The sequence below is a fragment of the Cryobacterium sp. CAN_C2 genome, from assembly GCF_015751745.1.
In the GTDB taxonomy this organism is placed as follows: Bacteria; Actinomycetota; Actinomycetes; order Actinomycetales; family Microbacteriaceae; genus Cryobacterium.
On sequence record NZ_JADOUX010000023.1, the window covers coordinates 16,011 to 42,364 of the forward strand.

The window sequence follows — 26,354 nt, forward strand, 5'->3', positions numbered from 1 at the left end:
CACAAACGTCGTGGGGGGTTGATCGCACGGATCACCACTGGGACGGACGCCCTTTTTGAGCCCGTACCCCCCCTTGGGCCGTCGATCGACGATATCCGGGCTGCTAAAGCTGGTGCTCCGGACCGAAGGTGTAGGCCCGGAAGTGAGCACAGCATACTCCGACGTCCTCACGTGTGGCCGAGAGACTAATCAAAGCTCGATCGTGAGGATCAGTTCGATCGTCTGAGAGATCAGCTCCAACTGGGCTGCCATATCGAGCGTGGGCCACGCACTATCGATGTCGAGCAGCTCGTGCACGAACGTCAACCCGGTCACGATCGAAGCACACAGCGCCTGGGCCGCTTGGAGAACGTCTTCTCGGCTCGCACTCGGCCCTGAGCGTCGACCGGCCCTCGAGGCGTTCAGGCTCTTGTTCCGGCATCCTGTGGGCTTCGTGATACGTCCTAAAATCGCAGTCCCCGCCATCAATCCGGAGCGACTTGGGGATCTCCGACGCCGTCCGGCGATGGAACGAAATAAGCAATTTTCCCAGACCCCCGCCCAAAGCCCAGGAAATCGCCCGGCGTTCTAAACTTTGCCGTTACTGGCCCACGTTTCTAGGTGGCGTTTGCAGCAGCGCGCCTGCGGCGTCGAACCGCGCGACCGATCAGCGTCGGCAGCAGCCCGACGCCCACAGCGAGAAGGACACCCAGGGTCAGGAGCAACGGCGTTCGTGCCAGCGCGGTCAGGGGAGCCACGTTTTGGGTGACCCGGTCGATGGGGTATTCGATCATCTTGGAGACGGACTGAACGACCGATGTGCTCGTGCTCTTGGACAGCTGCTCGAACGCCGCGTCGAAGCCCTGTTCGCTCCCCTTGGCGCGCAGTTCGCCCGCCACGATAGGGACCGTGGGGCTGTCGCTGAGTGGGCCGGTCTCGACGACGAGGCCGTGCCTGGTCGTGACGGTGCCCTTCCGCGATAGCGCTGTGGCCGCGGCGCCCTGCGAGTAGGTGTAGACCTCAAAGATGGCCGCAGCGTCGATCTCGTCGACTCCGTCGCGCAGTTCCACTCCCACGCGCGGCCGTACCCACGGGAAGGCGGCGTTCATGAGAAACGCGGAGTCCTCGAACCCAAAGCTCTTGACGGGCATCGCTGTGGGAGCGTCGAGCGACCATCCCGGGTAACGGATGGCGTTGCCGACCCGAATCGCTTCCGCGTCGCCGGCCATGTCGGCCATGACCTTCAGTGCGCCCGGGATGCCCGAAGTGACGCTGCCGGTCGTGGTCACGCGGCCGTCCTGCACATATCGCTCCCCCGTGACCCAGGAGACGTCGGGGTTCGATTTCTTGAGGGCGGCAATTCGGGACCAATGGGATGTTGCCCGAAGGCCGTCGAGAACCCCGGAGGCGGCGAGCAGCCTGGAGCCGGCGCAGACACCCAGGATGCGGGCACCCGCGGTGTACTGGGTAACGATGAACGCGCGCGCGGCTGCCTCCGCGGGGTCGGCAGGACCGTTCACGGCCGGCACCACGACCAGGTCGGGCGCCGGCGCAACGCCGGACGCGACGTCGGCGAACGTGTGGGCTGGCACGACTGACATCCCTCCATCAACAGGAGCCGGGTCGGCCGAGGCCGCGACGGTGTACACGAAGAAGGAGGGGGAGCTGGCCAGCACCTCGAACGGTGCGAAGACATCAGAGGTGTCGGATCCCGACTGGCCGAGAACGACCGCGACGACGAACTGACCGTCGACAGGCGCGTGAGTGAGTTTCTGCACATCCGTCACAAGGACGGCGGGCGAGCTGGGCTCGCCGCCCGATTGGGACAGGCCGGCGATGGCGATGGCCACAAAGGTCACTGTGGCAAGGGTGATGCCCAGTGCAATGCTGCCGATACGGCGGACTATTTTTGGCATGACTGTTTCCTTTCGAGGGGGTATGGATGGTTGTTGTGAAGGTTCGGGCGCGGCACGCCCAGGTTCTAGATGAGAGCGATCGCCAGGGCGAGGATCGCCAACACAGCGGACACGAAAGTCATGAGGCGCCTCTCGTGAGGGCTTTTCGATGCCAGGTTGGGAAGCACGCTGAGAATCAGGTAGCCCGTGATGATCCACATGGCGATGACGTTGATGGGATTCGGAATTGGTGTTGTGATGACCTGCGCGCGGGCCAGTGCCGTGGCGGCGAATACGACATAGATCAGGATCGAGAAGCCGGCGGCGACGCGAAGCCGTGGAGTCAGCCGATCCTGCTGACCGCCCCAGGCGAGTCGCCCCAGCGGCATACCGACCAGGAGCAGGAGTTGCAGGACGGCCAGGGCGCCGAGAAGTGCCGTGAAGAGCGCGGCAAGGAATGCCGAGAGGTGGGTCATGAGGCCACCCTCTCGATGCAAGCAGCGCCGATCTGGAGCGAGGACGTTGTGGCGGCCATGGGGTCGATGCCAATGATCGCCGAGACCTGCCCGGGGTCGGCGTTTCGTGGGGCGTTCATTCCGGACTCGATTCAGGCGTTGGGGGTTTTGCAGGGTGGGGCTCTCCGCGCCGACGTGCTGCGCCAAACGCGACCGCATAAGCGACTCGTTCGTTGCTCGAAAAGCGCCGGAGGGAGATGACGGTCGCGGTGATCGCGATCGTTGCGACAAAGAACACCCACCGGAAACTGGTGCAACGTGGGGAGCGCACGTGTTCTCGATTCGTGTTTGTGAGGATGACTTCACGGTAGGCTGCGCGTGCCGACTCACCTAGGACACGCAGTTGACGATCTCGGCCACGAGGGAAAACAGTGATCGAACCACGTATTGTCATCGTCGGGTTTCCTTCCGTGCAGATCCTCGACGTGACCGGGCCGCTTGAGGTGTTCTCCACGGCCTCGCGTTTTTTACCGATCCCCCGGTACGCCACGCAGCTGGTGAGTACGGACGGCGGGCCGGTGCGCTCGACGAGCGGCCTCGAGTTTGCGACCGGGCCGATGAACGAGGTGGTCGGAGACATCGACACTCTCGTGGTCGCCGGGGGCAGGGACATGGACGAGGCCGCGGGCGATCCGGAACTGGTTGACAGCATTCGGCGGTTGGCTTCGCTATCGCGACGGGTCACATCCGTGTGCTCGGGCGCGTTCCTGCTCGCTGCCGCGGGCCTTCTGGACGGCCGTCGTGCGACCACCCACTGGGCTGAGTGCGAAACGCTCGGGCACGCCTACCCGAAGGTCTCCGTTGAACCCGACGCCATCTATGTGCAGGACGGCAACGTCTGGACGTCGGCCGGCGTCACCGCCGGAATCGACATGGCCCTGGCGTTAGTCGCCGACGACCACGGGCGCACAGCCGCCGCGACCGTCGCCCGGCGCCTTGTCGTCTACCTCCGCCGCTCGGGCGGCCAGGGGCAGTTCTCAGCGCTGCTGGCTGCCCAGTCCGCGAACGACGAGCCCATCCGCGACGTACTGGCCTGGGTCCCCGACAACCTGACCGCCGATCTCTCCATCTCCGCGATGGCGACTCACGCCCACCTCTCTGAGCGCCAGTTCAGTCGCGTGTTCAAATCTGAGGTGGGCATCACGCCGGCCGAGCATGTGGAGGCGGTGCGGATGGAGGCAGCGTGCCGCCTTCTCGAGACGACGCTTATGGCAATGGAGGAGATCGCGAGAGCATGCGGGTTTGGAACCCCTGAGACCATGAATCGAGCGTTCCGGCGTCGCCTCAACACCACCCCCGGCAACCACCGAGACCACTTCGGTGCTGCCACCACATAGCACCATGCGCGAGGCCCGTGACTCGGACGAAAGATGTGTCCACCGTCGACACCAACGAACGCGATGCGGTGGGGGGAATCATGAAGTGCGCCCGACAAAGTGGTCTTTTAGACGTTGCATCATCCCGGAGACGACCGGAGTGCTGAGCGTCTACGTTGACGCTAGTGGCTGAGGCCCGGACCGTTTAATCGGAGGCCCTCAGATGGTTGGCTTGCCCTGAAGGAGTGCGGACGGTTGTCTGACCGACATCGTCCGGGCTGCGGGTCAACGGCGCCAAACGGCGTTCACCATGCCCGAACCAGAAATGAGAAGTACCATGACCGTCTCACACAAAGTCGCACTTTTAACCGGAGCCGGACAGGGAATTGGACGCGGCATTGCACTCCGGCTCGCCCAGGACGGTTTTGACATCGCCGTCGCCGACCTCGACTTCCAGGCCGAAAAGGGTGCCGGTGTCGTCGCCGAGATCGAGGCGCTCGGTTCTGACTGACGTTCAGCCGAGCGGTTGCCCCAGCTGCGGACCGCGTTCCTCCAACAGCTCGAGGGCAGCAACGACCGCCCACACTCGCCTTGACACCACGCGCTGGAGAGGACAATATCCTTCCTGACGAGAGGGACCAACATGGCTACATCCGACATAGCGATGACTGATGGTGGCATCGAGACGGTGCTGCTCTTTCACGAAGGCATCGAGTTGCCCGACTTCGCGGCGTTCCCGCTTCTCTATGAGGCGACGGGGCGCGATGCAATGCGCCGGTACTTCGAGAGCTTCTTGCAGATCGCGCAGGAGCGCGGGATCCCGTTTGTCCTGGGAACCCCGACGTGGCGGGCAAACCGCGATTGGGGCGAACGTCTTGGATACAGCCCGGCTTCACTGGCGCGGGCGAACGCGGACGCTGTGGCGTTCGTCCGAGACGTTGGTGCGAGCCGCCCCGCCGTTGAGATCCTCGTCGAAGGAGTCCTAGGCCCACGCGGGGACGGGTACGTGGTCACCAATCGCATGACTGCTGATGAGGCCGAGGCCTATCACTCCGAGCAGATCGCCTCGCTCGTCGACGCGGGTGTCGATCGAATTTCAGCCCTCACGATGACCTACCCTGAGGAAGCGATCGGAGTGGTTCGAGCCGCTCGTGCGCTGGGAGTGCCGGTCGTGCCCTCATTCACGGTGGAGGTCGACGGGAGCCTGCCCGACGGAACAAGTCTTGGCGAGGCGATTGAGCGGGTCGATGCCGCCACTGGCGCGGCGGCCGCGTACTTCATGGTCAACTGCGCACACCCGACCCACATCAGTCACGCGCTCGAGAATCTGGCGACGGCGGATCGGATCGGGGGCCTCAGGGTGAACGCGTCCAAACAGTCGCACGCGGAGCTCGACGAGGCGGAGGAGCTCGATGAGGGGGATCCCGTGGCGCTGGGCATAGACAATGCAACGCTGAGGACCAAGCTTCCGCGAGTTCAGGTGCTCGGGGGATGCTGCGGCACCGACGCTCGCCACGTCGCAGAGATGATCGCCGCTTGGTGAGGTGGCAGAGACTGGAACCGGGGATACGAACAAGGTAACGGGAAAGACCTACACCACGTTAAAAAACGTGGTGCAGATCTATATCCGTTACCCGCGGCAGACGCTGACCCTGCCCGGTGAGGCCGAGCCAGGGACGGGCGTTGCAGCTGATTGGTGTCACCTTCATCGACACAAACAGGCACACACATTGGTACACACATGAATTCTGGCGTTCATTCGACAATTGTGTGGCGATAGAAGTACCTGATCGGAACGATTTCACGGTGCCCCTGGAGGGATTCGAACTTCAATAATCGACCGGTCAGCGTCGTCGATGGGGTCGAAAACCGCGTGAATTCAACGTTTTGGGTCACAGTGAGGCATCCAGATTCACCCAAAGTTTTTTCAAGTGTGGGCAAAATGTGGGCACGCTGGCAGGGAACGCGCGCTATCGTGCCAGCGTCGCAGCCCCGCTGCGCGGCACCGGTGCAGCCTCCTCCGAAGTCCCCTAACTGGATCGCTCTGCAGGACGGGCCCGCCAGCATCGGCACAGTTTCATCGACGCTGTGCGCTTCGATCCTCTGGCGTACGGAAGCGTTTACAGCTAAAATTACGTGTACACACTTTGATACACGCCGAAATGGGGCCTGCAGTGCACTCGATTGACAGCCTGCCTGCCATCACTTTCAGCGCCGCCATGGCCACCGACGCCGGTGTCGGAACACGAGAGCTGCGTCGGCTCATCGAGAACGGCACCATCAACCGAATCGGCCGAGGGCTATACCGCCGAACCGATCTGCCGCCGGTGAACCTTGACTTGATTGAGATCGTGGCCCGCAGGCCCGACGCAACATTGTGCCTGTCGAGTGCCTTGGCGCACCATAGCCTCGTTGACGCTATCCCAGCGCGAATCGACATCGCCCTTCCTCGTGGCGCCCGAATCCCCCAAACTAACGCTCCTGTTTCCTGGCATCATTTCGACGCGGCGACGTTCGAGCTTGGACGCACTGAGCTGGCCATTGATGGATCCGACGCGACCATTGGCCTGTACTCCCCGGAACGGTCAATCGTCGATGCCTACCGATTGCGCGGGTCGGAGGGGTACGAGATCGCTCCGGAAGCCCTGAAGAACTGGCTGCGCCGACGCGGGTCTCACCCGGCCGCGCTAATGGACATCGCTCGGCAGCTACCGCGAGCGAGCGGTCCGTTGCGGCATGCCCTGGAGTTGCTCTCGTGAGCCATGCGTCACAGCTCTATGCCGCGCTCTCACGGCATGCCCGAGCTTCGGGTCGAGCCGTTTCAGAGACGGTCACCCTCTACGCCATGGAGGCGCTCCTGAGCCGGCTCGCTCAGACAAGCTACAAGGATGACTTTGTGCTGAAGGGCGGCGTGCTCCTGGCTGCGTATCACCTCCGGCGTCCGACAAACGACATCGACATGGAAGCGGTGAACTTTCAAGTGGATGCCTCTCATTTACGTGCCGTGGTCGCGGCCGTGGCGGACGTGTCCGTCGATGATGCTCTGGCTATTGATCCGGCGCGCACCGAGGTGCGCTCCATCCGCGAGGGCGACGAATACTCCGGGCTCCGAGCTCCGAGTCAAGATATTTGCACGCGTCTACACGAGCGCCCTGTCGTTTCACCTGGACATCAGCACCGGAGACCCGATTTGGCCGGCCCCACGCACGGTGACTGTCCCTCGCATCCTCGGTGGGGAATTTGAAATGCTCGGTTATCCACTCGTTATGGTCGTTGCAGAGAAGGCGGTCACGATGCTGACCCGGGGATCAACGAGCACACGATGGCGCGACATCGTCGACCTGCGAAATTTCTCGCTGACACACGACTTCAGCGCGAGTGAGCTTCGCGGTGCGGCCCAGCGCGTCGCCGATTTCCGCCAAGTGCCTCTGACCTCAATCTCGGTCGCCACGACAGGCTGGCCAGCGATCGCTCAAACAAAATGGGCAGCCTGGCGTCGCAAACTCGCCCTCACAGACATCTGCCTCGAATCGTTCGACAACCAACTGGCCAACGTGATCCATTTCGTGGATCCGGTTTTCACCGGCACCGTGGGCGACGATAACATTTGGGACCCGTCAACTCAGCGCTGGCACAAACGCTGAACTCAAACCCGCAAGGGGAACCTTCAACGGGGCGGAAATGGGCGGTAGGGGATCCGGCACCGTGAGGCGTTCACGATTACGCTCGCCCCAGCCCTCGTTCTGCGAGCGGATCTGCAACGTTGTGCATCGCATTTATCCCTCGCGGTCTTCGGGTCATTCTGATGGCCAGAATGGCGGCGAGGAACGGCGCGACGAAAGGTACGGCGGTCACGATGAGACCGAGCGCTGCGGCAAGCGCGACGCTGATCGCCGTCACGAGTGACGCTCGAAGTAAGGGAGGGCCGGGAAGCCCAGGGGCAATGAGCAATCCACCTGTCAGACCTGTCAGGGCTGCAGCCAAGATGACAAGCGGCCATCCCATGGCATTATCGATGCTGAGTGAGTAGCTGAGTGCGACGGAGAGTAGCGCGCCGATCGCGGCGACGACCGGGCCAAGTGCGACAGCCCCACGACGATCCACGAGTGCTTCCGCTCCCGCAATGACAGTGATGATTGCGACCAGCGCTCCACCAAGAAGCCCGACGCGCATGGCGTCCGCAGCGTCGCCTATTGCCGGGAGCCACATACTCCCCGTCAGAGCGAATGCGGCGCATCCAAAGCCGAGCACTGCGGCAACCGCTGCCACTGTAGCGATCCGGGTTCGCTGTCCTTGATTCAGCGTTGCGCGACGGTAGGTGACACCCCTTGTTGTCGTGGGTCGCGTCCCGAGTTGGAAGCTGGAGACAACCAGGACCACGGCTGCGCCGAATACCAGTCCGGTGGGCGTCACCGTTGAGATACCAAGCGCGAGGGCGGTCGGGATCGCCAGGAGTGTTGAGAGGATTGTGCGCAGGGTTTTCGATCGAAGTGGCCGCAGGAGGCCGTGGGTTACAAGGAATAGGGCGAAGGAGCCTAAGAGCCATGCCGATCCGGCGAAGATGGGGAACGCGTCGCTCAACCAGCTCCGCGGAGCCCCCGAGTCTGCTTCGTCGAATCCCACACCCCATGCCGTGACAGCAACCGCGCCAAGAGCCCATGCTGCTGCGGATATTGCGAGGGTAGCCATCGCGGATTCGGCGATGATGCGGCCGCTGCGCAGCAGTAGCGCTCCAGTTGCGGTACTGATCAGAAATGCGCCGACGAACTGAGCGGTAATACGCAAGCCCGAAAGCCACGGATCATCCGTTACACCACCAGAAAGCAATGCAATGACAGGGCCAATGTTGAGTAGTAGGCCTAGAGCAGCCGCGATTGTGATCAAAGCAGGGCTTGCCCGTTCGGCAATGCCGTGGGCGCGCAGCGACCACGCTTCTCCGATCGTGGGCCGCAACTGACCGAGTCTGTCTGCGTTCTCCTCTAAGGTCTCTAGGACCACCGCAGCGTTGGTCCGCTGCCATTCCGCGGGATACCAACGCAGCAGTCGCTCGTACCGTTGGCGTCGGCGGGCGGTCATGCAGTCGCCATCGAAACAGCGGGGAACGGTTGGACGGGCCTACCGTGGGTGACGTTTGCAACCGCAACCGCGGCCCGAGCTGCGAGCCGATCCGCTTCTGCAGTGAGTTCATCTCGGCCTACGTCGAGAATCTCGTAATAGCGACGCGCACGGCCGTCGACAACTTCGTCACCGGCCGAACGGATGCGACCTTCGCGTTGAAGTCGGTCAAGTGACGCATACAGTGTCGTAACCCGCAACTTCACACGTCCTTCGCTGAGTCCCTCGACGTCGCTAAGCACGGCATAACCGTGCCGTCTCCCCGCAGCAAGTGCCGTCAAAATCCAAAACGCAGTTTCACTCATAAACCGAGTATACCCAGAGTGGGAATATACCCAGCCAATCGACATCTGCTTCATTCCGCTCGGTCTGCTCACCGATTCACTTTCGGCCGTTCGCGATCACCGGCGCCCGCAAGCCGGACCTCTATTGGAACCCAGTCAGGGCCTCGACGTTGCGCGCCGCGATTGTTTAATCCAGGGGTTCGCGGAGATGCACGGTCACTGTGTCCCCGGCGTGCTTGCCGATGGCGTCCTGCAAGGATTTCTTGATCGGAAGCATGTGTCCACCCTTGTGCGGCAGCATCGACGTGGTGAACGTATTGCCCTCGACCGTCGCGACGACCTTGATGGCATTACCCGTGCCGAGTACCGCCAGCGAGTCGGCCATAATTGCGCAGGTCCACTTGTTAGGCCCCATGTTTCCCTGCAACACCGTGCTGAACGTGTGGTCGAGAGGCCGGACATCAGTCATGGGCTCACACTAGGCGCGAAGGTGAATACTGTCCATAACTGTGGAAGCGACCGCTACAAGACACTGACTTGACCAGCGATTTCAGCGCGAAGACGTGTGGACTCGAACCCTGAATGACGAGATGATGTCAGCTCTTGTTGGCGGTTACGTACCGAGGCACCTTGTCAACAATTGGGTGCATCCACCTACAGGGACGTGAGCCCGAGACTGTCAGGAAAACGGTGGTTAGAGCGCCCGCAAGCCGGACCCTCTACGGGACACTGAAAACGGTGGAGCGGTCGCATTGAGCGCTCAATACGGTGGACTAATATCGCTCAAAATGGTAGCTTTGAAACGCTCAAAATAGTGTACTAGTCGAGGTGCGTGGAAGGGTCATCACAATGAACGGGTACCAGAGACGGATCATCGACGACACGTTGGACGAGTTGTTCCCTTCCTTCGCGGCGATCTCTATCGACGGGGCTCGCGCGATCGGCAAGACCTCCACCGGGCGGCAGCGAGCGAAGACAATTCTCGACTTGGACCTCCCCGAAATGCGGGAGTTGATCAGTGCGGATCCGAAATACTTGAGCCGAGTAGACACCCCCGTCCTCATTGATGAATGGCAACATGTCCCCGAGGTCTGGGACCGTGTTCGTCGCCTCGTCGACAGTGACGGGGCCGGCGAACGGTTCATCTTGGCCGGCAGTGCCGCACCCGTTGGCGCCCACCTCCACTCCGGAGCTGGTCGCATCATCAGATTCCGAATGCGACCCCTCTCCATCGCGGAACGGAGCCTGGCGACGCCCACGGTCCGCGTCCGCGAACTGCTCAGCGCGGACACCCCGGAAATCCACGGTTCAAGTGACGTCGAGCTGCGTGACTACGTCCGCGAAATCACCGCCTCGGGATTTCCACAACCCCGGCAGATGACCGATCGTGCCCGCGCAGTGTGGCTCGATGACTACATCGAGCGAGTCATCACGCACGACTTCACCGAACAGGGACACCGCATCCGCCAGCCGGAACTATTGCGCGGCTGGTTGCGCGGTTACGCCTCGGCCACTGCCTCCGCAACCACATTCGCGAAGATCGGCGCCAGTCTCGACCCCGGTGAACCAACAGGACCGACAAAGAAGACGTCGATCATCTACCGGGACGTCCTGAGCAGCCTCTACCTGCTTGACCAAGTCGACGCCTGGTCGCCCAGTCAGAAACTCCTGTCGCGAGCTGCCCTCGCGCCGAAGCATTTTCTCGCGGATCCGGCACTTTCCGCCCGCCTGCTGGGCCTCAACGAGGCCAAACTGATGTCAGCCGCTGCGCCCGCGACCAACACCGGCAACCGGGCTCGCCTCGGCGATTTCTTCGAGGCACTCGTGGCCCTCAGCCTCCAGACCTATGCGGCAGCGAACGACGCGAAGGTGTCACACTTCCGCGACCATGACGGGCGGCACGAGATTGATTTCATCATCCACCGAGGAGACGCGGAAGCTGTCGGCATTGAAGTCAAGCTCAAATCCGCGATCACCGACCACGACGTTCGCCACCTGCTCTGGCTGAAGAAGTCGCTCCCCGACCACATCGTCGACCTCGCCGTCATCAACACGGGTACCCATGCGTATCGTCGACAGGATGGCGTGGCGGTCATCCCGCTAGCCTTGCTCACCGCCTGACGGACGATGCGCGCGCCAGAACGACTGAAGCAGCTCACGGTACGTCACTCACACGAAGAGTCCGTAAGTGGAACGCTCACCGGGCGTTGTCGAGTGCGATGGTGGTCGACAGTGACGCCAGCAAGGCGGTGGGGTGTGCACGCCACGCCGTCATCGGGTGTCCGGGTCCGTTTCCTGGGTGGCGCTTAAATCGTTCCCGTTGTCAGATGGCGGCCACTTCGTACTCCGCTTGTCGCCGTGAAAGGCGGGGTGGTCGGTTTGCTTCCACAGCAGGCGGATTGTGTAAATGCTCACCGCAAATGGGGCTAACGACGCCGTAAACGTCAACCATTTGGGCGCCCAGTCGAGGAACAGGTCCGATACGAAGACCCCGCACGCCACCAAGAACGCACTGAGCACTACCCAGTACCACGGCGACAAACTGCGGAGGCGTGACATAACCTCATTCTGGCAGTGCCCAGAGTGCCGGGATAGAGCTTGCGCCGATGTCGCTAACAAGAACCCGATCGAGGCCCAAGCGTTCGAGCCGCATAGGCCCTGCCCGGTACTGCACGTCGAGCGTCTGCATGCCGGACGATCAGCGGACGGCTTTTCAGATGCTCACGAGAACACGGTCGAGGCCCTATTTCGACAGGCAGGGCCGCCCGCAAGCGGAACCCTCAGCGGGGATGGTCTTCTGTCCCCCGATCGTCCACTTGGTGAGTAGCGACAGTTTTCTGATCGGCAGTTGACCACGTTGGCGGGAGAGATATGAGCGAGACTCCGAGCACGGTGACGTCCAGGGGAAGAATTAATCGCAGCGGGTGCGGCTACTCGACATCGCTTTGGTGCCTGATTTCGTCAAGAATCCTTCGCAGGCGGTGCCCAAAGTCCACAGGCACGTTGTCGGGCAGTTCCGTTACTGGCCACCAAGCGACATCCTCGCTCTCAACGCTGATGGACGGGGCTAGGTCTGTCCTCGCGATTGCGCCGAAGCCGATGTCCCAGTGAACGCTGCACCGTGTAAAGCCGACACCCAGGGCGTGCCGGTCGACATCGAGGATGGCGCCGACCGGGCGGATGTCGTTGATGCCACCTTCCTCACGGGCTTCGCGGAGGGCCGCCGAGGCAACCGATATGTCCGTTGCCTCAACGTGGCCACCAAGCTGAACCCAGAATCGACCCTTCTTATGGAAGCAGAGCAGGACCTGGGCCAGATCTGGGGTGAAGACGAAACAGCTCGCAGTCACGTGCTCCGCACCCCCGTCGCGATCCAGCGCAGATCCAGGAGAGGCACCGACGAAGGAGACGTACTCATCACGAAGCGCGCTCTGGTTGTGCCCAAGGGGTTTCCATGCGGTCAGCGTGTCAATCAAATCCGCAGGGACGACCGGGAAGATACTTGCAGCGTTGACCATGACCCCACCCTACTGAGACACCTGCACGTGGGCTCATAAACCCGACGTCCTACGGAATCGCCTTCTAGATGCCCCGTCGAGTGGATTTGTTGTGAATCGCAATGACTACGAATGACGGCACGAACACCAAACTGGATAAAAAAATGGCGCCCGCCCCCAGACGATGAGGAAGAAGACGGCCCCAATGCCGACGAGGATCCCCGAACGCGTCGAAGCAACAAGACCCGCACCGACAAAAACGGCGCCGAAAATCAAGGCCCACATAACATCCGATCGAATCTCAGTCGGTAGTGCTCGCGTTTCCCCGACTGTACGCCGATTAGCCGCCCCCCATGGGACCGTCCGTAAACGGACCCCACAATCGGGCCATAGGCATTGGCCGGGACACACGAACGGTCAATCGAGACTCATGCCCTGTTCCCGTATCGGGAACCTCCTGCGGGCTCATAGGAGTCGCGGATCAAGTTCGAGCAGCGGAATGAAGGATTTCCGGCATAGGGAAGGGGGTCTCCCAACCCTATTTTGGGGGGTGGCGTCGGTTCGCCGGGCGCCCATATGATCCGCCTAGTCGCTGGGGACTGGGCGGCGATCTCAAAACGGGGGTTGAAACGTGCAAGGTCGCAAACGGGTCAGATTGATTGCAAGTGTCATCGCTCTCAGTGCTTTGATCGGCTCGACGATCGCGGTGAGTGTGCCAGCCGTCGCGTCGGACGCCGCAATCGTTCCATCAGTCGATTGCTCGGCGAACACATTGCCGCCCAACGACGACGGGTCTTCGTCGAAGGTGACCTTGCCGTTCTCTCTCGACTTCTACGGACAGACCTACGACGGACTGTACGTCAACAACAACGGCAACGTCTCCTTCGGCGCTCCGTTGAACACATACACGCCCTTCGGACTCGCGTCTGCAAGCGTCCCTCTCATCGCTCCCTTCTTTGCTGATGTAGATACCGGAGGCAGCGGTTCGCAGCCTGTCCAGTACGGCTATGGGGAAACAACATACGAGGGACGCCCTGCCTTCTGCGTGAACTGGCTCAACGTTGGATACTTCTCCAACCATTTCGACAAACTCAACTCCTTCCAGCTTCTCCTGGTCTCCCGGCAGGACAAGGCTGTTGGAGCATTCGACATTGTCTTCAACTACGACACCATCAATTGGGAAACCGGCGACGCCAGTGGAGGTAGCGAAGGACTTGGGGGCGTCTCCGCCCGCGTCGGTTTCACCGCCGGTACCGGCCAAGACGGAACTTTCACCGAGTTTGCCGGCTCCGGTACGCCCGGCGTCTTCCTGGACGGCGGGCCGACGCCATTGAACGTCGGCCAGCAAGATAGCTCCGTCAGGGGCAGATACATCTTCTCGGTTCGAAACGGAGGGACGCTGGTCAACGGATACGTCGCACTAGGCGACTCGTACCAGAGCGGCGAAGGAACCTTTGACTACATCGACGGGACGGACGTCGATGGGATCAATCAGTGCCACCGCTCTGACTTCGCTTACCCGAGCCTCCTTGTGGATCAGGGCGTCGTCAAACTTGATCTGGACTTCCGGGCCTGTTCCGGCGCGACCGTGAGTACGATGCTCATCCCAAGCAGCACGAGTGGTCCGCCGTGGAATGACGGCATCGCACAGGTAAACGCCCTCGACACTTCGACTCGACTGGTCACTGTCGGCATCATCGGCAACGACCTCGGCTTCGGCGATTTCATCACGAAGTGCGTGACATTGAGCCTGACGACAAGCAAGACATGCGAGAACGAGCTTGGCTCGAGCTTGAAAGGCCAGCTCACCTCCCTTGAATCAGGCGCGCTGAAGAAGTCCCTGATCGAGCTGTACCGGCTCATCCGGGCCAAAGCGCCAAACGCGCGTGTCGTCGTCGTGTCCTACCCACACTTCTTTCCCGAGTTCAACAAGGAGAAGAACTGCGGCCTCATCTACCGAACCAGCGATCAAACATGGATGAATTCTGCGGTAGACCGTGCGGACACTGCGATCGGAGTTGCGGCACGTAGCGCTGGATTCGAGTACGCGAATATGGCAGATTCCAACAGTGGCTTCGAGATGTGCACGAGCCTGGAAGCAATGAACGGAATCAAAGGGACGATTTTCGCCCCAAGACCAGAGTCCTACCACCCCAACAAGCGTGGCCACGAACTCATGGCGCGAAAACTTGAGCTTCAGTTGGGCAATGTTCTGCCGACTTTCGAAATCCTTCCGCAGCAAACCATTGCGAAGAAGTTCAGGGTGCTCAACAAGACTTTCACCGTGAACGTCGGTTGGCCAGGGAGCGACGTCCGAACTTCCCTAACGTCACCTTCCGGCCGGAACTACTCGCGCGACAATACCCAAGGGGCAGAACACGGGAACGGCGAAACCTGGGAGTATTACACCGTTCACGATGCTGAACCAGGCGAATGGACAGTCGAGATGTACGGTCTCGACGTTGCACAGGGCGGTGAACCCGTTTCCCTGGATGCATATGACGAAGCGCCCGTCAACGCCCTGCCGACCGCCGTGATCACGGTGAGAGGTAGCGGCCACACCTACACATTCGACGCGTCAGCTTCGACGGACCCTGACGGAACCATTCAGGACTACTCTTGGGATTTTGGCGATGGAGAAGTCGGATCTGGAACAGTCGTGACACACAATTACGCCGCACCCGGCGACTACCGACCGTCACTTGTGACAACAGACAATGCCCGAGGTCGAGGATTTGGAGTGGCAGCGACATCCGCGGTGGTTTCGGAAACCGCCGTCCTTACACACTCCAAGACAACGCTCACCAATCAATTGCAAGTAACCGGCGGGGACGTCGTCGTGGACGGCGACGTGACCTGCACTTCGGAAGTCCATATCACTGGATCTCTGAAGGCATCCGGCGATATCTACCTGACAAACGACTGCACGATTGACGGCGACGTTTCCACTGCGAAGAAATTGAGAATGAACTCGAAAGCGAAGATCGGCGGCAACGTGAACGCCGGCGGCGCCGTCATTCTCCAAAAGACAGTTCGCATCGCCGGGAACGTCAACTCCGGGATGTCCGTGTCGAGCATCGACGGCACATCACTCGACAAACTGAAGGTCGATGGGACCATCGGTGGCGCCATCGCGCAAAACGCCGTAGTTGACCTTGATCCATCTCCAAGATTTGAAGGCGCGACATTTGTTCCCTCAAAGGAAGGTTTCAGGCCTCTCACTTGGTCGGCATGGCTCAACGACGCCGCACGAAGCAATTCCGCACCGTCGTGGTCGCCAGCACTGACTCCGAAGCCCGGCTGCGTCATGGCCCCGTGGAGCGCAAGCGTCAATGGCCCGGTCGTCGCTATCAGTCAAGACACCATTGTGGACGCGCGACTAACGACAACTGGATGTTCAAGCGTGAAACTACAGGGTATGACAGTGAGTCTCTCCGGGGACCTAGTACTCTACGCGGACTCGATTGAGGCTCTGAGCGGTACAAAGTTCAATTCCGGGGACGGCCAACAACATTTTGTCGACCTCGTCGTTCCTGGATTGTCCGTGGCGTGCCAGGCAGGGGCCATCACGCTAGCGTCGAACACCTCGACCGACTCGAAAACAGCGCTCAAGGTGGTCACTCCCGGCACGCTCTCAATCAACGGACCGACCACCATAAATGCGCGCGGAGACGTCGGCTGCTTCAAAGCCACCGGGGCGGTCACAGTCCACAATGAATGAGGTCGCCAAGAGACATTTCAGTCGACGCAGCCTGCACCTCCTCTGGACGGCGCCCCTCGCTTTCGCGCCAGGATACGTGGCGGTTTCACTGGCGCGATTTGAACGATGCGGGATCGACCGGTGTCTTGGCGACCCTGGAGGATTTGCTTCACCAAGTGCGTCAAATGGTGTCACAGCCGCAATTGTCGCAGGGCTCTTCATGTTCGCGGCCCTGACGCTCACGCCTTGGCTTCGTCCGATCTGGCTGCGGCTCAGCATCAGCATCATGCTATCAATGCTCGTGGCGGTCCTGTGGATCTGGGGAATTCTATTCACAAGATGACTCAATCTCATGAGAAGTGGACGCAGCTGTATCTGAACCCTTCTGGCTAGGAATGCCCGTCAGAGCCAGTCGGAGTCAGGTGCGCTAGAGCCGAGGCCGGGCCCCGAACCCGCTCACCGGATCTGTCAGCCGGCACTGGCTGCTCTCAGCGAATGTCGACCGCCCGCGGTCAGCGGCCGGAGGGCCATGAACTCCACTCGGTTCCGCTTAATCAACTGCTGGGAGGTCGGTGTGGGCTTCGACAAACACGGTCCTCCCGGGCGGCCACCAACTGGCCGCCCGATTATCCAGGTTCACTCAACCGCGACGACACCCCACGCGCAAATAGGGATTATGCCCGCCCGTAGGACGGACGATCAGCGGCGCAGTTCGACAGCGGAAGCGACCGACTCGCCGCGGAGCTCGAGTTGTGTCACAAGGGAACCCCGGTGGCACCGCGATTGCTACCCGTTGCCCATGAATCCAAGAAAGCTCTTCGTCGACCACGTGGGCGAGCTCGCCACACGAGGATTGCGTGGCCGGCGCGGCGCCCGGGGCGGCGTCGGGTAGCGAGACGGCTGAGGTGGTCGTGGGTTGCGCGGTGGCTTAGGCGGGCCACCGCTAGCTCCAGCAAGAAATGCAACGACCGAGCCGTCCACGTCACGAAATAGCCCTGAGTCCTGAAGAAAGCCGCGATGACTGCCGTCGATCCCATAGACCGGGCGGTAGCTGTCGCATTCGTCGCCATGCAACCAACCCACCACACGGCCTGACAGATCGTAGAACCGCACTTGCTCATAAATCCACGCAACAACTGAGCCGCTCTGGCCGTAGATAGCTTCCATATACCGATCGTAGAGTCAGCGACCGACACCCAGAATCATGCTCAAGATCGCGTCGATCTTTAGCTCGGCGCGCCTGCGCCGCTGCAACCGCCCGCTTGCAGCGGCGTTCAGCAGCCAACGGCTACCGGGGCGCCTCGCCGTTCCTCAAGTCGATCCTTCAGTGCGCGCGCTCTGTGTCGGTAGTGAAGCCGTCTCGGGTTGCACGCTGGTCCAAGGACTCGAGTTCTTGGAAGAAGGTGACCTGCCATCCAGCAGGGCCTTGGACTCGGGCATTGATCGTCTGGAACGGCGTACGCGTAGGTGGCGCAAGCAGTTCCGCACCATTTTCTTGAGCAGTCGAGACCACACCCTCGGTGTCGTCGACTTCGAGCGCGATCCTCAACGTTGGCCCCCCGGCTGAGGGCGCATTCTCGACCGTGTCAATGTTGCGCACATGAGTCCGGGTTGCCTAATTCGATGGTTGCTATGCCTGCGTGCAGGATCGAAACTCGGTCGTCACCGGTCGTCGCGAAGGCGGGTTGTTCTGGCATTCCCAGTACGTCTCGATAGAAGTGGACAGCTTCATCGAAGTCGTCGGTCTCGATGATCAAACGAAGTTGCTTGGGAGGCTGGGGAAGAGTCATGTCCTTGATCCTGCACGTTGACGTGGGTGTCAGGTGCAAGCCCGAGTTCATGCCCTAGATGTTGCAGCGCGATCAGTTCCACCTCGATCGAGTGCTTCTCGCTTTCAAGCCGTGCCTGTGCGGCACCGAGCGAGGTTCGAAGCAGTTCGCTGTTTTTTCTGGGGTCTACAAGCGCGGGGAGCAGATCCCGGATGACGGCGCTACAGAAACCGGCGTCAAGAAGCTCTTGGATCTGGCGGACGAAGGTTTCGTGCTCGGCCGCATAGACGCGCCGGCCGGCCGGGGTTCGCAGTGGGGCGAGAAGTCCTTGCTGCTCGTAGTAACGGAGCGAGCGCACGCTCACCCCGGTCCGGTCTGCAAGCTCACCAATTCGCATGTCTTAATCCTCGCTCACATGGACCGCCCGCAAGCCGGACGATCACCGGGCGGCTTTTCAGGTGCGCAGGAAAGCGGGATCGGTGCCCGATTCCGACCGAGAGGGGTGCCCGGAAGGGGAACCTCTAACGCGACATGCAGTTGGGCAGCGACGGGTGCCGTCCGCGCGTGATCTGGCTGTTTGACGCGGCAACGAGGCGGACCGCTCTCTCAATCGGGCACTTGAACGGCTGACCTCAACTGCGCCCGTTTCGCCTCTCGTTTTGCTGAACCCAGGCGTCCTCTGCCACGTAGTCAAATGCTTCAGGCCCGTTGGCGTGGAGAAAGGTCGGGAAAGCGTCCTGCCAAGCCCTACCGCCTAGTGCTGAGACAATCCAGCCGACAGTGTTTTGGAGGGCTTCGGCGTAGCCCATTGCGGGCTTATAGCCCAGATCCCTTACCGCTTCTGACATGTCCATGACGAACGGCTTAGGAACCGACCAGGGCGTGTCGCCCACACCTGGCGAACCAGGGACCACGAACTTGACCGGATGGTGATCGAGGATCTCGTTGATTCGGGAACCGATCTCAGTGGTCGTGGACGCCTTCGGGTCCACCGCGTTCAGGACGCGACGTGCCGGCTGGTTGGCTGCCAGGCGCACCAGCTCCGCAATGTTGACGGTGCTGCTGGTGTGGAACTGGCTTTGGCCACCCCAATTGAGTAGCTGCACCGGCCTGTGGTCGAGGGCTCGTTTAACGAACCACAGTTCCCTCGGATGGACACTCCCTGGCCCGCTGATTGCACCAGGCCGCAGGACCGTGACCGGCAACGCCGCATCGGCGCTGACAAGCACGTCCTCCATTGCGACTTTCCGCGTCGAATACGTCTGGTCGCCTGGCTGAGTCCTCGTCTGACTTTCGAGAACTGGCACGGGGAACTGCGGGAAATCGTCGATCCGTTGCGCTTCATCGAGGGTTCGTCCGCTGCTGTCGGCATAGACCGACACGCTCGAAAGTACCACTGCCGACCCGATCAAGCCCTCCAAAGCGAGCACTTGGCGAGCGTGAGTTTCAGAGTAAGCGACGCAATCGATCAAGACATCCGCACCGCCAGCTAGGGCCTCCACCACGCTCGAATCGACTTCACGATCGACCAACACGCCTTCGACATCCACTGGAAACTCGTACGTGGTCCGGGAACCAGCTCGGACGTGCCATCCAGCGCTCAGCAGAGAATTGATGACGGCTCGACCCACCTGGCCACTGGCACCCAACACGAACGCACTTTTTCTCATAGTTCATGATCGACCGCCAGGGCTTACCCAGACGGGAGCGCGCACCCGCGTTCACTCTCAGCGCAAGGGCATCGATCAATGTAGGAACCCTCGCCGAACGCATGAACCCCACCCAAGCCGCCAGCTTCTTCTTCCAACGCCTCGTCACCGTCCCGAACTGGGAAACACTGACCCCCACCCAGGCGGCGCACGCCGTGCAGATCAACGCCGACCCCAACCACTACACGACCTACTACGACCAGGCGAAAGAGGTCGTGGCTGCGCTCACGACCGGGGACGCAGCCTGCGCCGCCGGCGTCAGCGGTGACGCCCGGGCGTTGGCGGCCGCCCTCGTGGTCAAGATCGACGCGGGCACCATCACCGGGTTGTCGCCGGATCACCTCCGCGAGATCCGGTGGATCGCCGACCGCGACACCCGCCCGAACTGCGGCACCGACACCCGCATCCTGCAAGTCATCACCATCGCGACAAACATGTTCGAGCGGGTCGGGATCTCCGACATCAACCGGGCCTGCACCGGCCAGGTCCTCGGCTCCGGGCTCTCCTCCCCGCACTCCGCGAACGGCGGCGGTCACGCCGTCGACTTCTACTCCTTCGACCGGATGCCCACCACCGGCGCCGACGCGAACGCGCTGAAGCTGCTGAAGGCGCTCAGCCCGGTGATGCCGGCCGGATCCGGCGCCGGCCAGAACCAGTGCCGCTCCGACACCGGTGTGAGCCTGGACCTGTCGATGAAGCAATTCCGGGACGACTGCAACCACGTCCACATCGCCGTCGACCCGAACACCACCGACCCCATGAAACTCAGCAACTAATGCCCCACCCCCGGGCGAACCACCCAACCGACAGACCGTGTTCGTGGCGGCAAGGAGAACCCTGTGATCGACTGGAAAGCCCGCATCATGACCGGGCTCCTCGCCCTCCTCGCCGTCCTGGCCGTGCACGTCGGCGCCGTGATCACCCCCACCGGCACCGTGTATCCGTGGAACCCCGCCGCGTTGGCCGGGGACTTCCTCTTCAGGGACGCACCGTGGCCGCCCGCCGCAACCTAGACAAGCCTGGTCGCCCTGATCCTCGCCGTGGGACTGTTCGCGTTCATCCTGGCTAAGCAAGCCCAGTGGGCGTCGACCAAGCGCAACAACGTGGCGCTGCGGCATATGGCCACGCCCCGGCAGTCCGCGGTGCTGCGGGAGAATCTGCGGGCGAAGGAAGCTGCGCAGCTGCACTCGGCCGCCGTGAACCTGCCGCCGGGGGAGAGGGTCGGCCGCCTCGTCGGGCGGGGGAACCGGTGGGTGTATCAGGGGTGGCGGGACCTGGGCGTGTACGTGTTCGGCACCGGCCGCGGTAAAACCTCCGCCCTCGTGATCCGGCACATGCTCGAAGCGCCCGGCGCCGCCATCATGACGTCCAATAAAGTCGACGGCGTCCACGAAACCCTCGCCGGCCGTGCCGGGCACGGGCAGGCGTTCATCTTTGATCCGAACCGCATCTACCGGCAGGGCCTACAGCCTGACTTCGTGTTCAACCCGCTCGAGTACATTCGCAGCGCCGCGGACGCCCGGGAGCTCGCCGCGATCTTCGAGGCCTGCACCCGGAAGGCCTCCGACCGGGGCGGTGACTCCCAGTTCGATACGGCCGGGCGGGACATGCTCGCGTACTTCTTCTACGCCGCCGCCCTCGAGCAGGAACCGCTATCCCAGGTGTTCGCGTGGATTGCCCGGGCTGAGGGGTATGACGTGCAGCAGATCCTCGCCCGCCACGGGAAAACGGGGCCCTCCTCCACGATCGAGGGCATCCTGAGCTGGCCGGACAAGACCAAGAGCAGCGTCTACGCCACCGCGCAGCGGATGGCGTCCGCCCTCGCGGACGACGACCTCCTCGCCTGGACCGACACGTCCGGGGTTTGCCGGTTCGACCCGGCCGCGTTCATCACCAGCACCGACACCCTCGTGCTCCTCTCCAAAGACGGTGAAGGATCCGGCAGCGCCATCCTGACAGCTCTCATCCGCGCCATCTGCAAAACCGCCGAAACCGCCGCGCAGCGAAACGGCGGCCGCCTCCCCGTCCCGCTCGTGATGGAACTCGACGAGTGCGCGAACATCGTCCGCTGGCCCGAACTGCCCTCCGTGTATTCGTTCTACGGGTCGATGGGCATCATCCTCAACTCCTACTTCCAATCCCGGGCCCAAGCCATCGACGCCTTCGGGAAAGACGGCTGGCAAACCCTCTGGGACGCCGCCGCCACCCGCGTCTTCGGCGGCGGATCCGGCGACGACGACTTCCTCCGCTCCCTGGCCGCCCTCATCGGCGAACACGACGAAATCACCTACGGCAGCTCCACGAGCAAAGACGGCAACCAATCCACCTCGACCAACACCCGCAAGGTCAACACCCTCGACATCGCCGCCCTCGGCTCCCTCCCCGAATGGCGCGCCATCGTCTTCAGCTCCAAATGCCGACCCGTCATGGTCAACACCGTCCCCTGGTTCCGCGACAAAACCCTCACCACCACCATCAACCGCACCCCGACCAAGTCACCGGACGCCGAGCCAGCACAGGTCCGGGGCCGGGGCCGGACTACACAACTGCAGCGGAGGTGACAGCCCATGGCTGAGTATGACGACTACGACTCGACCGGCCCTGAGGATGACCCGGTCGACGTTCGCCAAATGTTCCTCGATTGGTTGACCGGCCACCTCGCCACCGTCGAGGTCATCGGCACCAAACCAACACCGTGGTGCACCCAATGGTGGCTACACCCGGAGGTCGTCGCCCGGTTCAAAGCCATCTGGCAGGCCAGCATGCAAGCCGAAGCCAGCGTCATGGACGGCGACGCCGGTGCCGTGTCCTCCTGGTGGATCAACCACTGGGACCGCCACGCCACCGTCATCTTCGACAAAGGCAACGGGCCCTTCCGCGACTGCGACCCCGACCAAGGACACCTCTACCGCCGCAAGGACAAGGCCGCGCAGATCGTACCGACGTCGATGCCGCCGGAGGACGTGGACCTGTAGAGGACCCTCACGGAGTAATCCGTTGGCGAGTAGGGTCGATTCTTGTCGCGGCCCGGTGCCGTCCGTGTCCCTGGGTTACGAGGCCATCGACACGAGAATTGCGAATCCAAGTCCCGCGAAAGCCAGTCCGGTTAGGAGCGCGACAAGCGCCCGGACTCCACGCTTAGGTGACCAGGGCACCAAGAAAATGGGGAGTCCGATCAGAAATGGAATCGGCGCAAGGTTACCGATCGTGCCGCCGATGTCCCGACTGATTCCGAATCCGCCACCTGTACATCCGCTGATTCCGCAGTAGTCCCAGAGTGCGCTGATCAGCAGGACCGAACTCACAACCACTGGAATCGGAAGTGCCCAGAGCAGGTGGAGCCAGGTGCGCTCCTTCGATTCAGTCTCGGACACCTACGACCCGCTTTCTTCCCGCAGCGCAATCATTGCGTTACCACCAGCCCTGGTGTGACTACGTTCGCATACGCGATATTAGTGGCACCGCTGCTGGCGAAACAGGCGGCTAACACTTGTCCAGAGAACGAAGCTGGACCGTCGATTTTCGCTTGACCCGCGGCCAGTACTTGGGTGGAGATTTTTGGATCTATGTTCAAGCCCCCGGACGCGGAGATGCCATTGGTTGAGGTGCACGAGGTTGCGCTACCAGTGGCAATCAGCCGAAGCACGTGTGCTTTCCCATCGGCTGATGTCACTTTCAGCCCATTGACGATCCCGATTTTGTCGGCGATGAAGGTCAGATCGGAGGACATGGCTATCTCCATGTTCTGGACTGTGACTGCCGAGCAGCCGTTCACCGATCGGCGAGCATCTACGAGGGTGGGCGTGCTCAACGTGACGATCTTTCCGTTGACGCTGTCGCCACCCGGGCTGAGCGTGCAGCCAGGATTTGCGCTCAACCCTCGGGACCAAGTTGGGGCATTGTTGGAGGTGGCAGTTGCGTTCATCCACTGTCGCCAGGTCGTATTGACGGGATCGATCCACTCTGTCGGATTGTAGACAAATGCGTAGTCGTCGACGACAACGGGTGGGACTGTGGTGTACGAGGTTATCTGGCCACCTATCGAGCCCAAGGACGCGAGTTGCGTCGTCGATTTTCCATCAATGACGGTGAGCGGACCGCCAGAAGTGAGATTGCCAAGGATCCGCGCCGTCGACTGATAAGAAACCTTGCCCGTCACGACAACATTGCCGCCCACAGACGGCGTCGAATTGAATAGCGCATTTCCGCCAACAGTTACGTCACCGTCGATACGACAATTGTTCGTGAAGTATGCGTTACCTGTTGCAACCACGTCACCCGAAATCCGCACGGTGGAATTGCAACTGAAGTCACCGACGACGCGAACATCACCATTGGGTCCCGTAGTTGTGAAGCTATTCGTGAGAGTGAGCGGGGATTTCACCGAGACTGCGGGTAGAGACCGAGTGGTATCAATGACAGAGGATGCGGAGCCGAAACCTTCTGCTCCGTCATCATCGGTTGTCACGAGCGCGACCAGGTACTGTCCACTCTGTCCATATGTGTGTTCAACGATTGCTCCGACTGCGGAGGTACCGTCGCCGAAGTCCCACAGGTAGTTCGTGATCGTTCCGTCAGGATCGACGGATGTCGTCCCGTCAAAGGTGAAGGATGGGCCAGAACCAGTCGTAGTAACTACGGCCTTGGGCACGCGGTTGAGCTCCGGCATGTCGTACATGGAGAGAGTTACCGGTTCTCCAGCTGGGGATACGTCCTTGCCGAAGGAAGTGACTGTCCACTGCCCGGGCTCTGGGGAGTTGATGTCGTAGTACTCGTAAGTTGGCCCGTTGTCGTGCGTGGCACCGTTGTGGCTGGACCGGCTGAAGACCTGCCCGCTCGGGGAGGTGAGCGTCGTCTTAACATCGCTTCCGGGCCACGCCACGTTCACAGTGAATCTCTTGCCCTGCACCGTGAACACGCGCTGCACTGTTTCTTGGGGGCGGATCTGGTACGTGGGCTCGATGGTCGTGGACAGCTCCTGCTCGATGCGGTCGGCCATGAGGCTATGACCGAGCACGTTCGGATGATAGGACTCGGGCGAGAACGGGTCCACGACTCCATTCATCGCGGGTTCAGGGTCGCATAGTTCGTGACCTTCAAGGACATCGCTCATGTTGATCGACCCAACTCCAGCGAGTGAGGCGATCCTCTCGATCGCACTGTTGGCCCGAACGATTCCTGCGTTAATCCACTTCTGGTCGGCCTTGCGTGCGATTGACGCGCAACCCAAGAGATTGTCTGCGGCGTCGGCGGGGAAGAATCGTGGATATGACACCACTTCGATTCGGGCATACGGCGCTTTTGCCCTGATGAGTCGATAGAGGTCGAGGAGGTCTTCCCCAACCTGGCCGGTTTCAAGATCCGCGAGGTTTGCCTCCACTTCGTCGCCCTGGTTACCGATGCAGCTGTAGTTGAACCAGTTGACGATGGGAATCCAACTCTTGATCCCACTTTCGACACAGGATTTGATCGTGCCTCCGAAGTCGAGGTCGTTGCCGCCGATTCCGACCGTCACCAGCCGCGTGTCAGTGCCCAGACTGTCCACTTGGGCGGCTTCCCCTTCCAGGGGGGCACCATCCTCTTCGGAGCTGTAGATCAGGTCGTGGATAACGGCACCTGAACAAGCAACGAAGTCAAGTTGAAGTCGCACCACTTGCCGGTCCACCAGGAGATTAGGGTAGGCGTTTGCCGAACGATGACACTTGTTCGTGCCATTGTCCGTTCCGCTTTCGTAGCTGTACGCCCCCTCACCTGACTGATAGCTATCGCCCATGGCGACATACCGGTCCGCTACCTGGCCGTCAGATCTGACTGGAAAGGTGTAGCGACCGAGCGTCGATGAGCCCAAACTGCTGTACACCAGTCCCACGGGGGATGTGTCGAGGAATGATCCATTCGTTCCTGACCCGGGCAGCTCGGAGTAGGAGCCGGGGATCCCCGTTCCGCTCGAGAAACCAACGCGCGCGGAGGACCCGCCGAGTCCATCCATTCCGTCACTGGCGTCTCCGGTTTCCCACTGCACACGCCCGTAGTTAAAGACGATGTCAAATGCTCCGGTGCCGGCATCAGGGCGCGAGACCAAAAGCAGTTGAAATGAATTGGTCTTGTCTGCCTTCCCAGAGAAGTACCCAACGTTGACCCAGCTGACGCAGAATGCGGCATGCCCCTCGAACGTGGTCTCCCCATATCCGTAGGCGACAGGGTCTGTTCCTGTTCCCCTCGTGTCCACATCCGCAAAGAACGGAGCAATGATCGGCGTACGGGTCGCGCTGAGCCCGAATGGCGTGTACGTCCCAAGCGGAGCATCGAAGGTCACGTTCCCGTTGTTGTTAACCCACAGTGCGTCGTAGGTCGAACCGTAGAAGTTCATCGAAAAGTCCAAGGGGACAAGGAGACTCGACGAATCATCGTTGCGTTCGATCGTGTGCTGAGAGCAATCGGGCGAGTCGACGAGTGCATTGGAATCGGCGGTCGCAGGACCGGAATTTGATGCTCCTATTGTTGTCAAGCGCTGACTTTCGGTTGTTCATTGAGCCATGTGCGGTAGCGCTCGGAAAGGGCTCGATCTTGGGTGG

The 26,354-nt window shown here is 61.5% G+C and carries 24 protein-coding genes and 1 pseudogene; 13 read left to right on the forward strand and 12 right to left on the reverse strand.

What is annotated here, in order from left to right; all coding sequences use genetic code 11:
* Positions 1-189: 189 nt before the first annotated feature.
* The 3 genes from IWX77_RS17245 to IWX77_RS14985 all read right to left on the reverse strand — a co-directional run bounded on the left by IWX77_RS17245 (position 190) and on the right by IWX77_RS14985 (position 2,350).
* The gene (locus IWX77_RS17245) at positions 190-315 is read right to left on the reverse strand and encodes a hypothetical protein (protein ID WP_327012233.1); all 126 of its coding nucleotides are present in this window, start codon (positions 313-315) and stop codon (positions 190-192) included.
* A 281-nt stretch (positions 316-596) separates the two neighbouring features.
* A complete protein-coding gene (locus IWX77_RS14980) occupies positions 597-1,895 on the reverse strand; it encodes a DJ-1/PfpI family protein (RefSeq protein WP_196845343.1) in 1,299 nt (432 codons plus the stop codon).
* 65 nt (positions 1,896-1,960) lie between these two features.
* Complete coding sequence (locus tag IWX77_RS14985; protein WP_196845345.1) at positions 1,961-2,350, reverse strand: hypothetical protein; 390 nt, start codon at positions 2,348-2,350, stop codon at positions 1,961-1,963.
* A 410-nt stretch (positions 2,351-2,760) separates the two neighbouring features.
* On the opposite strand from IWX77_RS14985, the gene IWX77_RS14990 reads away from it, so the two are divergent.
* The 6 genes and pseudogenes from IWX77_RS14990 (at position 2,761) to IWX77_RS15015 (ending at position 7,349) form a co-directional block, all read left to right on the forward strand.
* Positions 2,761-3,726 (forward strand): GlxA family transcriptional regulator, encoded by a 966-nt coding sequence (locus tag IWX77_RS14990; RefSeq protein ID WP_196845346.1) that lies wholly within the window; start codon positions 2,761-2,763, stop codon positions 3,724-3,726.
* Between the two features lie 316 nt (positions 3,727-4,042).
* Positions 4,043-4,216 carry an SDR family NAD(P)-dependent oxidoreductase gene (locus tag IWX77_RS14995; RefSeq protein WP_297412598.1) on the forward strand — a complete coding sequence of 58 codons (174 nt, stop codon included), beginning with the start codon at positions 4,043-4,045 and terminating at the stop codon, positions 4,214-4,216.
* A 132-nt stretch (positions 4,217-4,348) separates the two neighbouring features.
* A complete protein-coding gene (locus IWX77_RS15000; protein WP_327012232.1) occupies positions 4,349-5,248 on the forward strand; it encodes a homocysteine S-methyltransferase family protein in 900 nt (299 codons plus the stop codon).
* Between the two features lie 631 nt (positions 5,249-5,879).
* On the forward strand, positions 5,880-6,464 hold the full coding sequence (locus IWX77_RS15005; RefSeq protein ID WP_297412596.1) for a type IV toxin-antitoxin system AbiEi family antitoxin domain-containing protein: 585 nt from the start codon (positions 5,880-5,882) through the stop codon (positions 6,462-6,464).
* An 86-nt stretch (positions 6,465-6,550) separates the two neighbouring features.
* A pseudogene (locus IWX77_RS17500) lies at positions 6,551-6,787 on the forward strand (nucleotidyl transferase AbiEii/AbiGii toxin family protein); the annotation flags it as partial.
* Positions 6,744-7,349 (forward strand): nucleotidyl transferase AbiEii/AbiGii toxin family protein, encoded by a 606-nt coding sequence (locus IWX77_RS15015; protein ID WP_297412604.1) that lies wholly within the window; start codon positions 6,744-6,746, stop codon positions 7,347-7,349. The pseudogene IWX77_RS17500 and the gene IWX77_RS15015, both read left to right, overlap by 44 nt.
* Before the next feature lie 76 nt (positions 7,350-7,425).
* Here IWX77_RS15015 and IWX77_RS15020 read toward each other — a convergent pair whose 3' ends face one another.
* The 3 genes from IWX77_RS15020 to IWX77_RS15030 form a co-directional block, all read right to left on the reverse strand.
* Positions 7,426-8,490, reverse strand: a complete 1,065-nt coding sequence (locus IWX77_RS15020) for a hypothetical protein (RefSeq protein ID WP_196845351.1) — start codon at positions 8,488-8,490, stop codon at positions 7,426-7,428.
* A 287-nt stretch (positions 8,491-8,777) separates the two neighbouring features.
* The gene (locus IWX77_RS15025) at positions 8,778-9,179 is read right to left on the reverse strand and encodes a PadR family transcriptional regulator (protein ID WP_334353677.1); all 402 of its coding nucleotides are present in this window, start codon (positions 9,177-9,179) and stop codon (positions 8,778-8,780) included.
* A 112-nt stretch (positions 9,180-9,291) separates the two neighbouring features.
* Entirely contained in the window at positions 9,292-9,573 is a 282-nt protein-coding gene (locus IWX77_RS15030; protein ID WP_196845355.1) for a DUF1905 domain-containing protein, read from the reverse strand.
* Positions 9,574-9,953: 380 nt separating this feature from the next.
* On the opposite strand from IWX77_RS15030, the gene IWX77_RS15035 reads away from it, so the two are divergent.
* Positions 9,954-11,225 (forward strand): ATP-binding protein, encoded by a 1,272-nt coding sequence (locus IWX77_RS15035; RefSeq protein ID WP_196845356.1) that lies wholly within the window; start codon positions 9,954-9,956, stop codon positions 11,223-11,225.
* Between the two features lie 809 nt (positions 11,226-12,034).
* Here IWX77_RS15035 and IWX77_RS15040 read toward each other — a convergent pair.
* Positions 12,035-12,622 (reverse strand): NUDIX hydrolase, encoded by a 588-nt coding sequence (locus IWX77_RS15040; RefSeq protein WP_196845358.1) that lies wholly within the window; start codon positions 12,620-12,622, stop codon positions 12,035-12,037.
* Positions 12,623-13,232: 610 nt separating this feature from the next.
* On the opposite strand from IWX77_RS15040, the gene IWX77_RS15045 reads away from it, so the two are divergent.
* Positions 13,233-16,322, forward strand: a complete 3,090-nt coding sequence (locus tag IWX77_RS15045; protein WP_196845360.1) for a nidogen-like domain-containing protein — start codon at positions 13,233-13,235, stop codon at positions 16,320-16,322.
* Between the two features lie 765 nt (positions 16,323-17,087).
* Here the strand turns inward: IWX77_RS15045 and IWX77_RS17505 are convergent.
* Positions 17,088-17,468: a 4-fold beta flower protein gene (locus IWX77_RS17505; RefSeq protein ID WP_442784484.1), complete on the reverse strand. Its 381-nt coding sequence runs from the start codon at positions 17,466-17,468 to the stop codon at positions 17,088-17,090.
* A gap of 37 nt (positions 17,469-17,505) precedes the next feature.
* On the opposite strand from IWX77_RS17505, the gene IWX77_RS15050 reads away from it, so the two are divergent.
* The gene (locus IWX77_RS15050) at positions 17,506-17,868 is read left to right on the forward strand and encodes a hypothetical protein (RefSeq protein ID WP_196845362.1); all 363 of its coding nucleotides are present in this window, start codon (positions 17,506-17,508) and stop codon (positions 17,866-17,868) included.
* Between the two features lie 161 nt (positions 17,869-18,029).
* Here IWX77_RS15050 and IWX77_RS15055 read toward each other — a convergent pair whose 3' ends face one another.
* Positions 18,030-18,467, reverse strand: coding sequence for a MerR family transcriptional regulator (locus IWX77_RS15055; RefSeq protein ID WP_196845364.1), 438 nt, complete (start codon positions 18,465-18,467; stop codon positions 18,030-18,032).
* A gap of 235 nt (positions 18,468-18,702) precedes the next feature.
* Positions 18,703-19,740 (reverse strand): NAD-dependent epimerase/dehydratase family protein, encoded by a 1,038-nt coding sequence (locus tag IWX77_RS15060; protein ID WP_196845365.1) that lies wholly within the window; start codon positions 19,738-19,740, stop codon positions 18,703-18,705.
* Between the two features lie 5 nt (positions 19,741-19,745).
* Here IWX77_RS15060 and IWX77_RS15065 point away from each other — a divergent pair, with 5 nt between their 5' ends.
* From IWX77_RS15065 to IWX77_RS15080, 4 genes are all read left to right on the forward strand, one after another.
* Positions 19,746-20,555: a hypothetical protein gene (locus tag IWX77_RS15065; RefSeq protein ID WP_196845366.1), complete on the forward strand. Its 810-nt coding sequence runs from the start codon at positions 19,746-19,748 to the stop codon at positions 20,553-20,555.
* 63 nt (positions 20,556-20,618) lie between these two features.
* Positions 20,619-20,792, forward strand: a complete 174-nt coding sequence (locus IWX77_RS15070; protein WP_196845367.1) for a hypothetical protein — start codon at positions 20,619-20,621, stop codon at positions 20,790-20,792.
* Between the two features lie 27 nt (positions 20,793-20,819).
* Positions 20,820-22,340: a type IV secretory system conjugative DNA transfer family protein gene (locus IWX77_RS15075; RefSeq protein ID WP_196845368.1), complete on the forward strand. Its 1,521-nt coding sequence runs from the start codon at positions 20,820-20,822 to the stop codon at positions 22,338-22,340.
* A 6-nt stretch (positions 22,341-22,346) separates the two neighbouring features.
* The gene (locus tag IWX77_RS15080; protein ID WP_196845369.1) at positions 22,347-22,754 is read left to right on the forward strand and encodes a DUF4913 domain-containing protein; all 408 of its coding nucleotides are present in this window, start codon (positions 22,347-22,349) and stop codon (positions 22,752-22,754) included.
* 75 nt (positions 22,755-22,829) lie between these two features.
* Here IWX77_RS15080 and IWX77_RS15085 read toward each other — a convergent pair whose 3' ends face one another.
* Both IWX77_RS15085 and IWX77_RS15090 read right to left on the reverse strand, forming a co-directional pair.
* Positions 22,830-23,153, reverse strand: a complete 324-nt coding sequence (locus IWX77_RS15085; RefSeq protein ID WP_196845370.1) for a hypothetical protein — start codon at positions 23,151-23,153, stop codon at positions 22,830-22,832.
* A gap of 29 nt (positions 23,154-23,182) precedes the next feature.
* Entirely contained in the window at positions 23,183-26,149 is a 2,967-nt protein-coding gene (locus tag IWX77_RS15090) for a nidogen-like domain-containing protein (RefSeq protein ID WP_196845371.1), read from the reverse strand.
* Positions 26,150-26,354: the final 205 nt, after the last annotated feature.

Excerpts from the sequence above, each read along its gene's own strand:
- IWX77_RS14980 (WP_196845343.1), bottom strand. The coding sequence starts at position 1,895 with ATGCCAAAAATAGTCCGCCGTATCGGCAGCATTGCACTGGGCATCACC.
- IWX77_RS14985 (WP_196845345.1), bottom strand. The coding sequence starts at position 2,350 with ATGACCCACCTCTCGGCATTCCTTGCCGCGCTCTTCACGGCACTTCTC.
- IWX77_RS14995 (WP_297412598.1), top strand. The coding sequence starts at position 4,043 with ATGACCGTCTCACACAAAGTCGCACTTTTAACCGGAGCCGGACAGGGA.
- IWX77_RS15000 (WP_327012232.1), top strand. The coding sequence starts at position 4,349 with ATGGCTACATCCGACATAGCGATGACTGATGGTGGCATCGAGACGGTG.
- IWX77_RS15015 (WP_297412604.1), top strand. The coding sequence starts at position 6,744 with ATGCTCTGGCTATTGATCCGGCGCGCACCGAGGTGCGCTCCATCCGCG.
- IWX77_RS15025 (WP_334353677.1), bottom strand. The coding sequence starts at position 9,179 with ATGAAGCAGATGTCGATTGGCTGGGTATATTCCCACTCTGGGTATACT.
- IWX77_RS15030 (WP_196845355.1), bottom strand. The coding sequence starts at position 9,573 with ATGACTGATGTCCGGCCTCTCGACCACACGTTCAGCACGGTGTTGCAG.
- IWX77_RS15035 (WP_196845356.1), top strand. The coding sequence starts at position 9,954 with ATGAACGGGTACCAGAGACGGATCATCGACGACACGTTGGACGAGTTG.
- IWX77_RS15040 (WP_196845358.1), bottom strand. The coding sequence starts at position 12,622 with ATGGTCAACGCTGCAAGTATCTTCCCGGTCGTCCCTGCGGATTTGATT.
- IWX77_RS17505 (WP_442784484.1), bottom strand. The coding sequence starts at position 17,468 with ATGGAAGCTATCTACGGCCAGAGCGGCTCAGTTGTTGCGTGGATTTAT.
- IWX77_RS15050 (WP_196845362.1), top strand. The coding sequence starts at position 17,506 with ATGCTCAAGATCGCGTCGATCTTTAGCTCGGCGCGCCTGCGCCGCTGC.
- IWX77_RS15055 (WP_196845364.1), bottom strand. The coding sequence starts at position 18,467 with ATGCGAATTGGTGAGCTTGCAGACCGGACCGGGGTGAGCGTGCGCTCG.
- IWX77_RS15060 (WP_196845365.1), bottom strand. The coding sequence starts at position 19,740 with ATGAGAAAAAGTGCGTTCGTGTTGGGTGCCAGTGGCCAGGTGGGTCGA.
- IWX77_RS15065 (WP_196845366.1), top strand. The coding sequence starts at position 19,746 with ATGATCGACCGCCAGGGCTTACCCAGACGGGAGCGCGCACCCGCGTTC.
- IWX77_RS15080 (WP_196845369.1), top strand. The coding sequence starts at position 22,347 with ATGGCTGAGTATGACGACTACGACTCGACCGGCCCTGAGGATGACCCG.
- IWX77_RS15090 (WP_196845371.1), bottom strand. The coding sequence starts at position 26,149 with ATGAACTTCTACGGTTCGACCTACGACGCACTGTGGGTTAACAACAAC.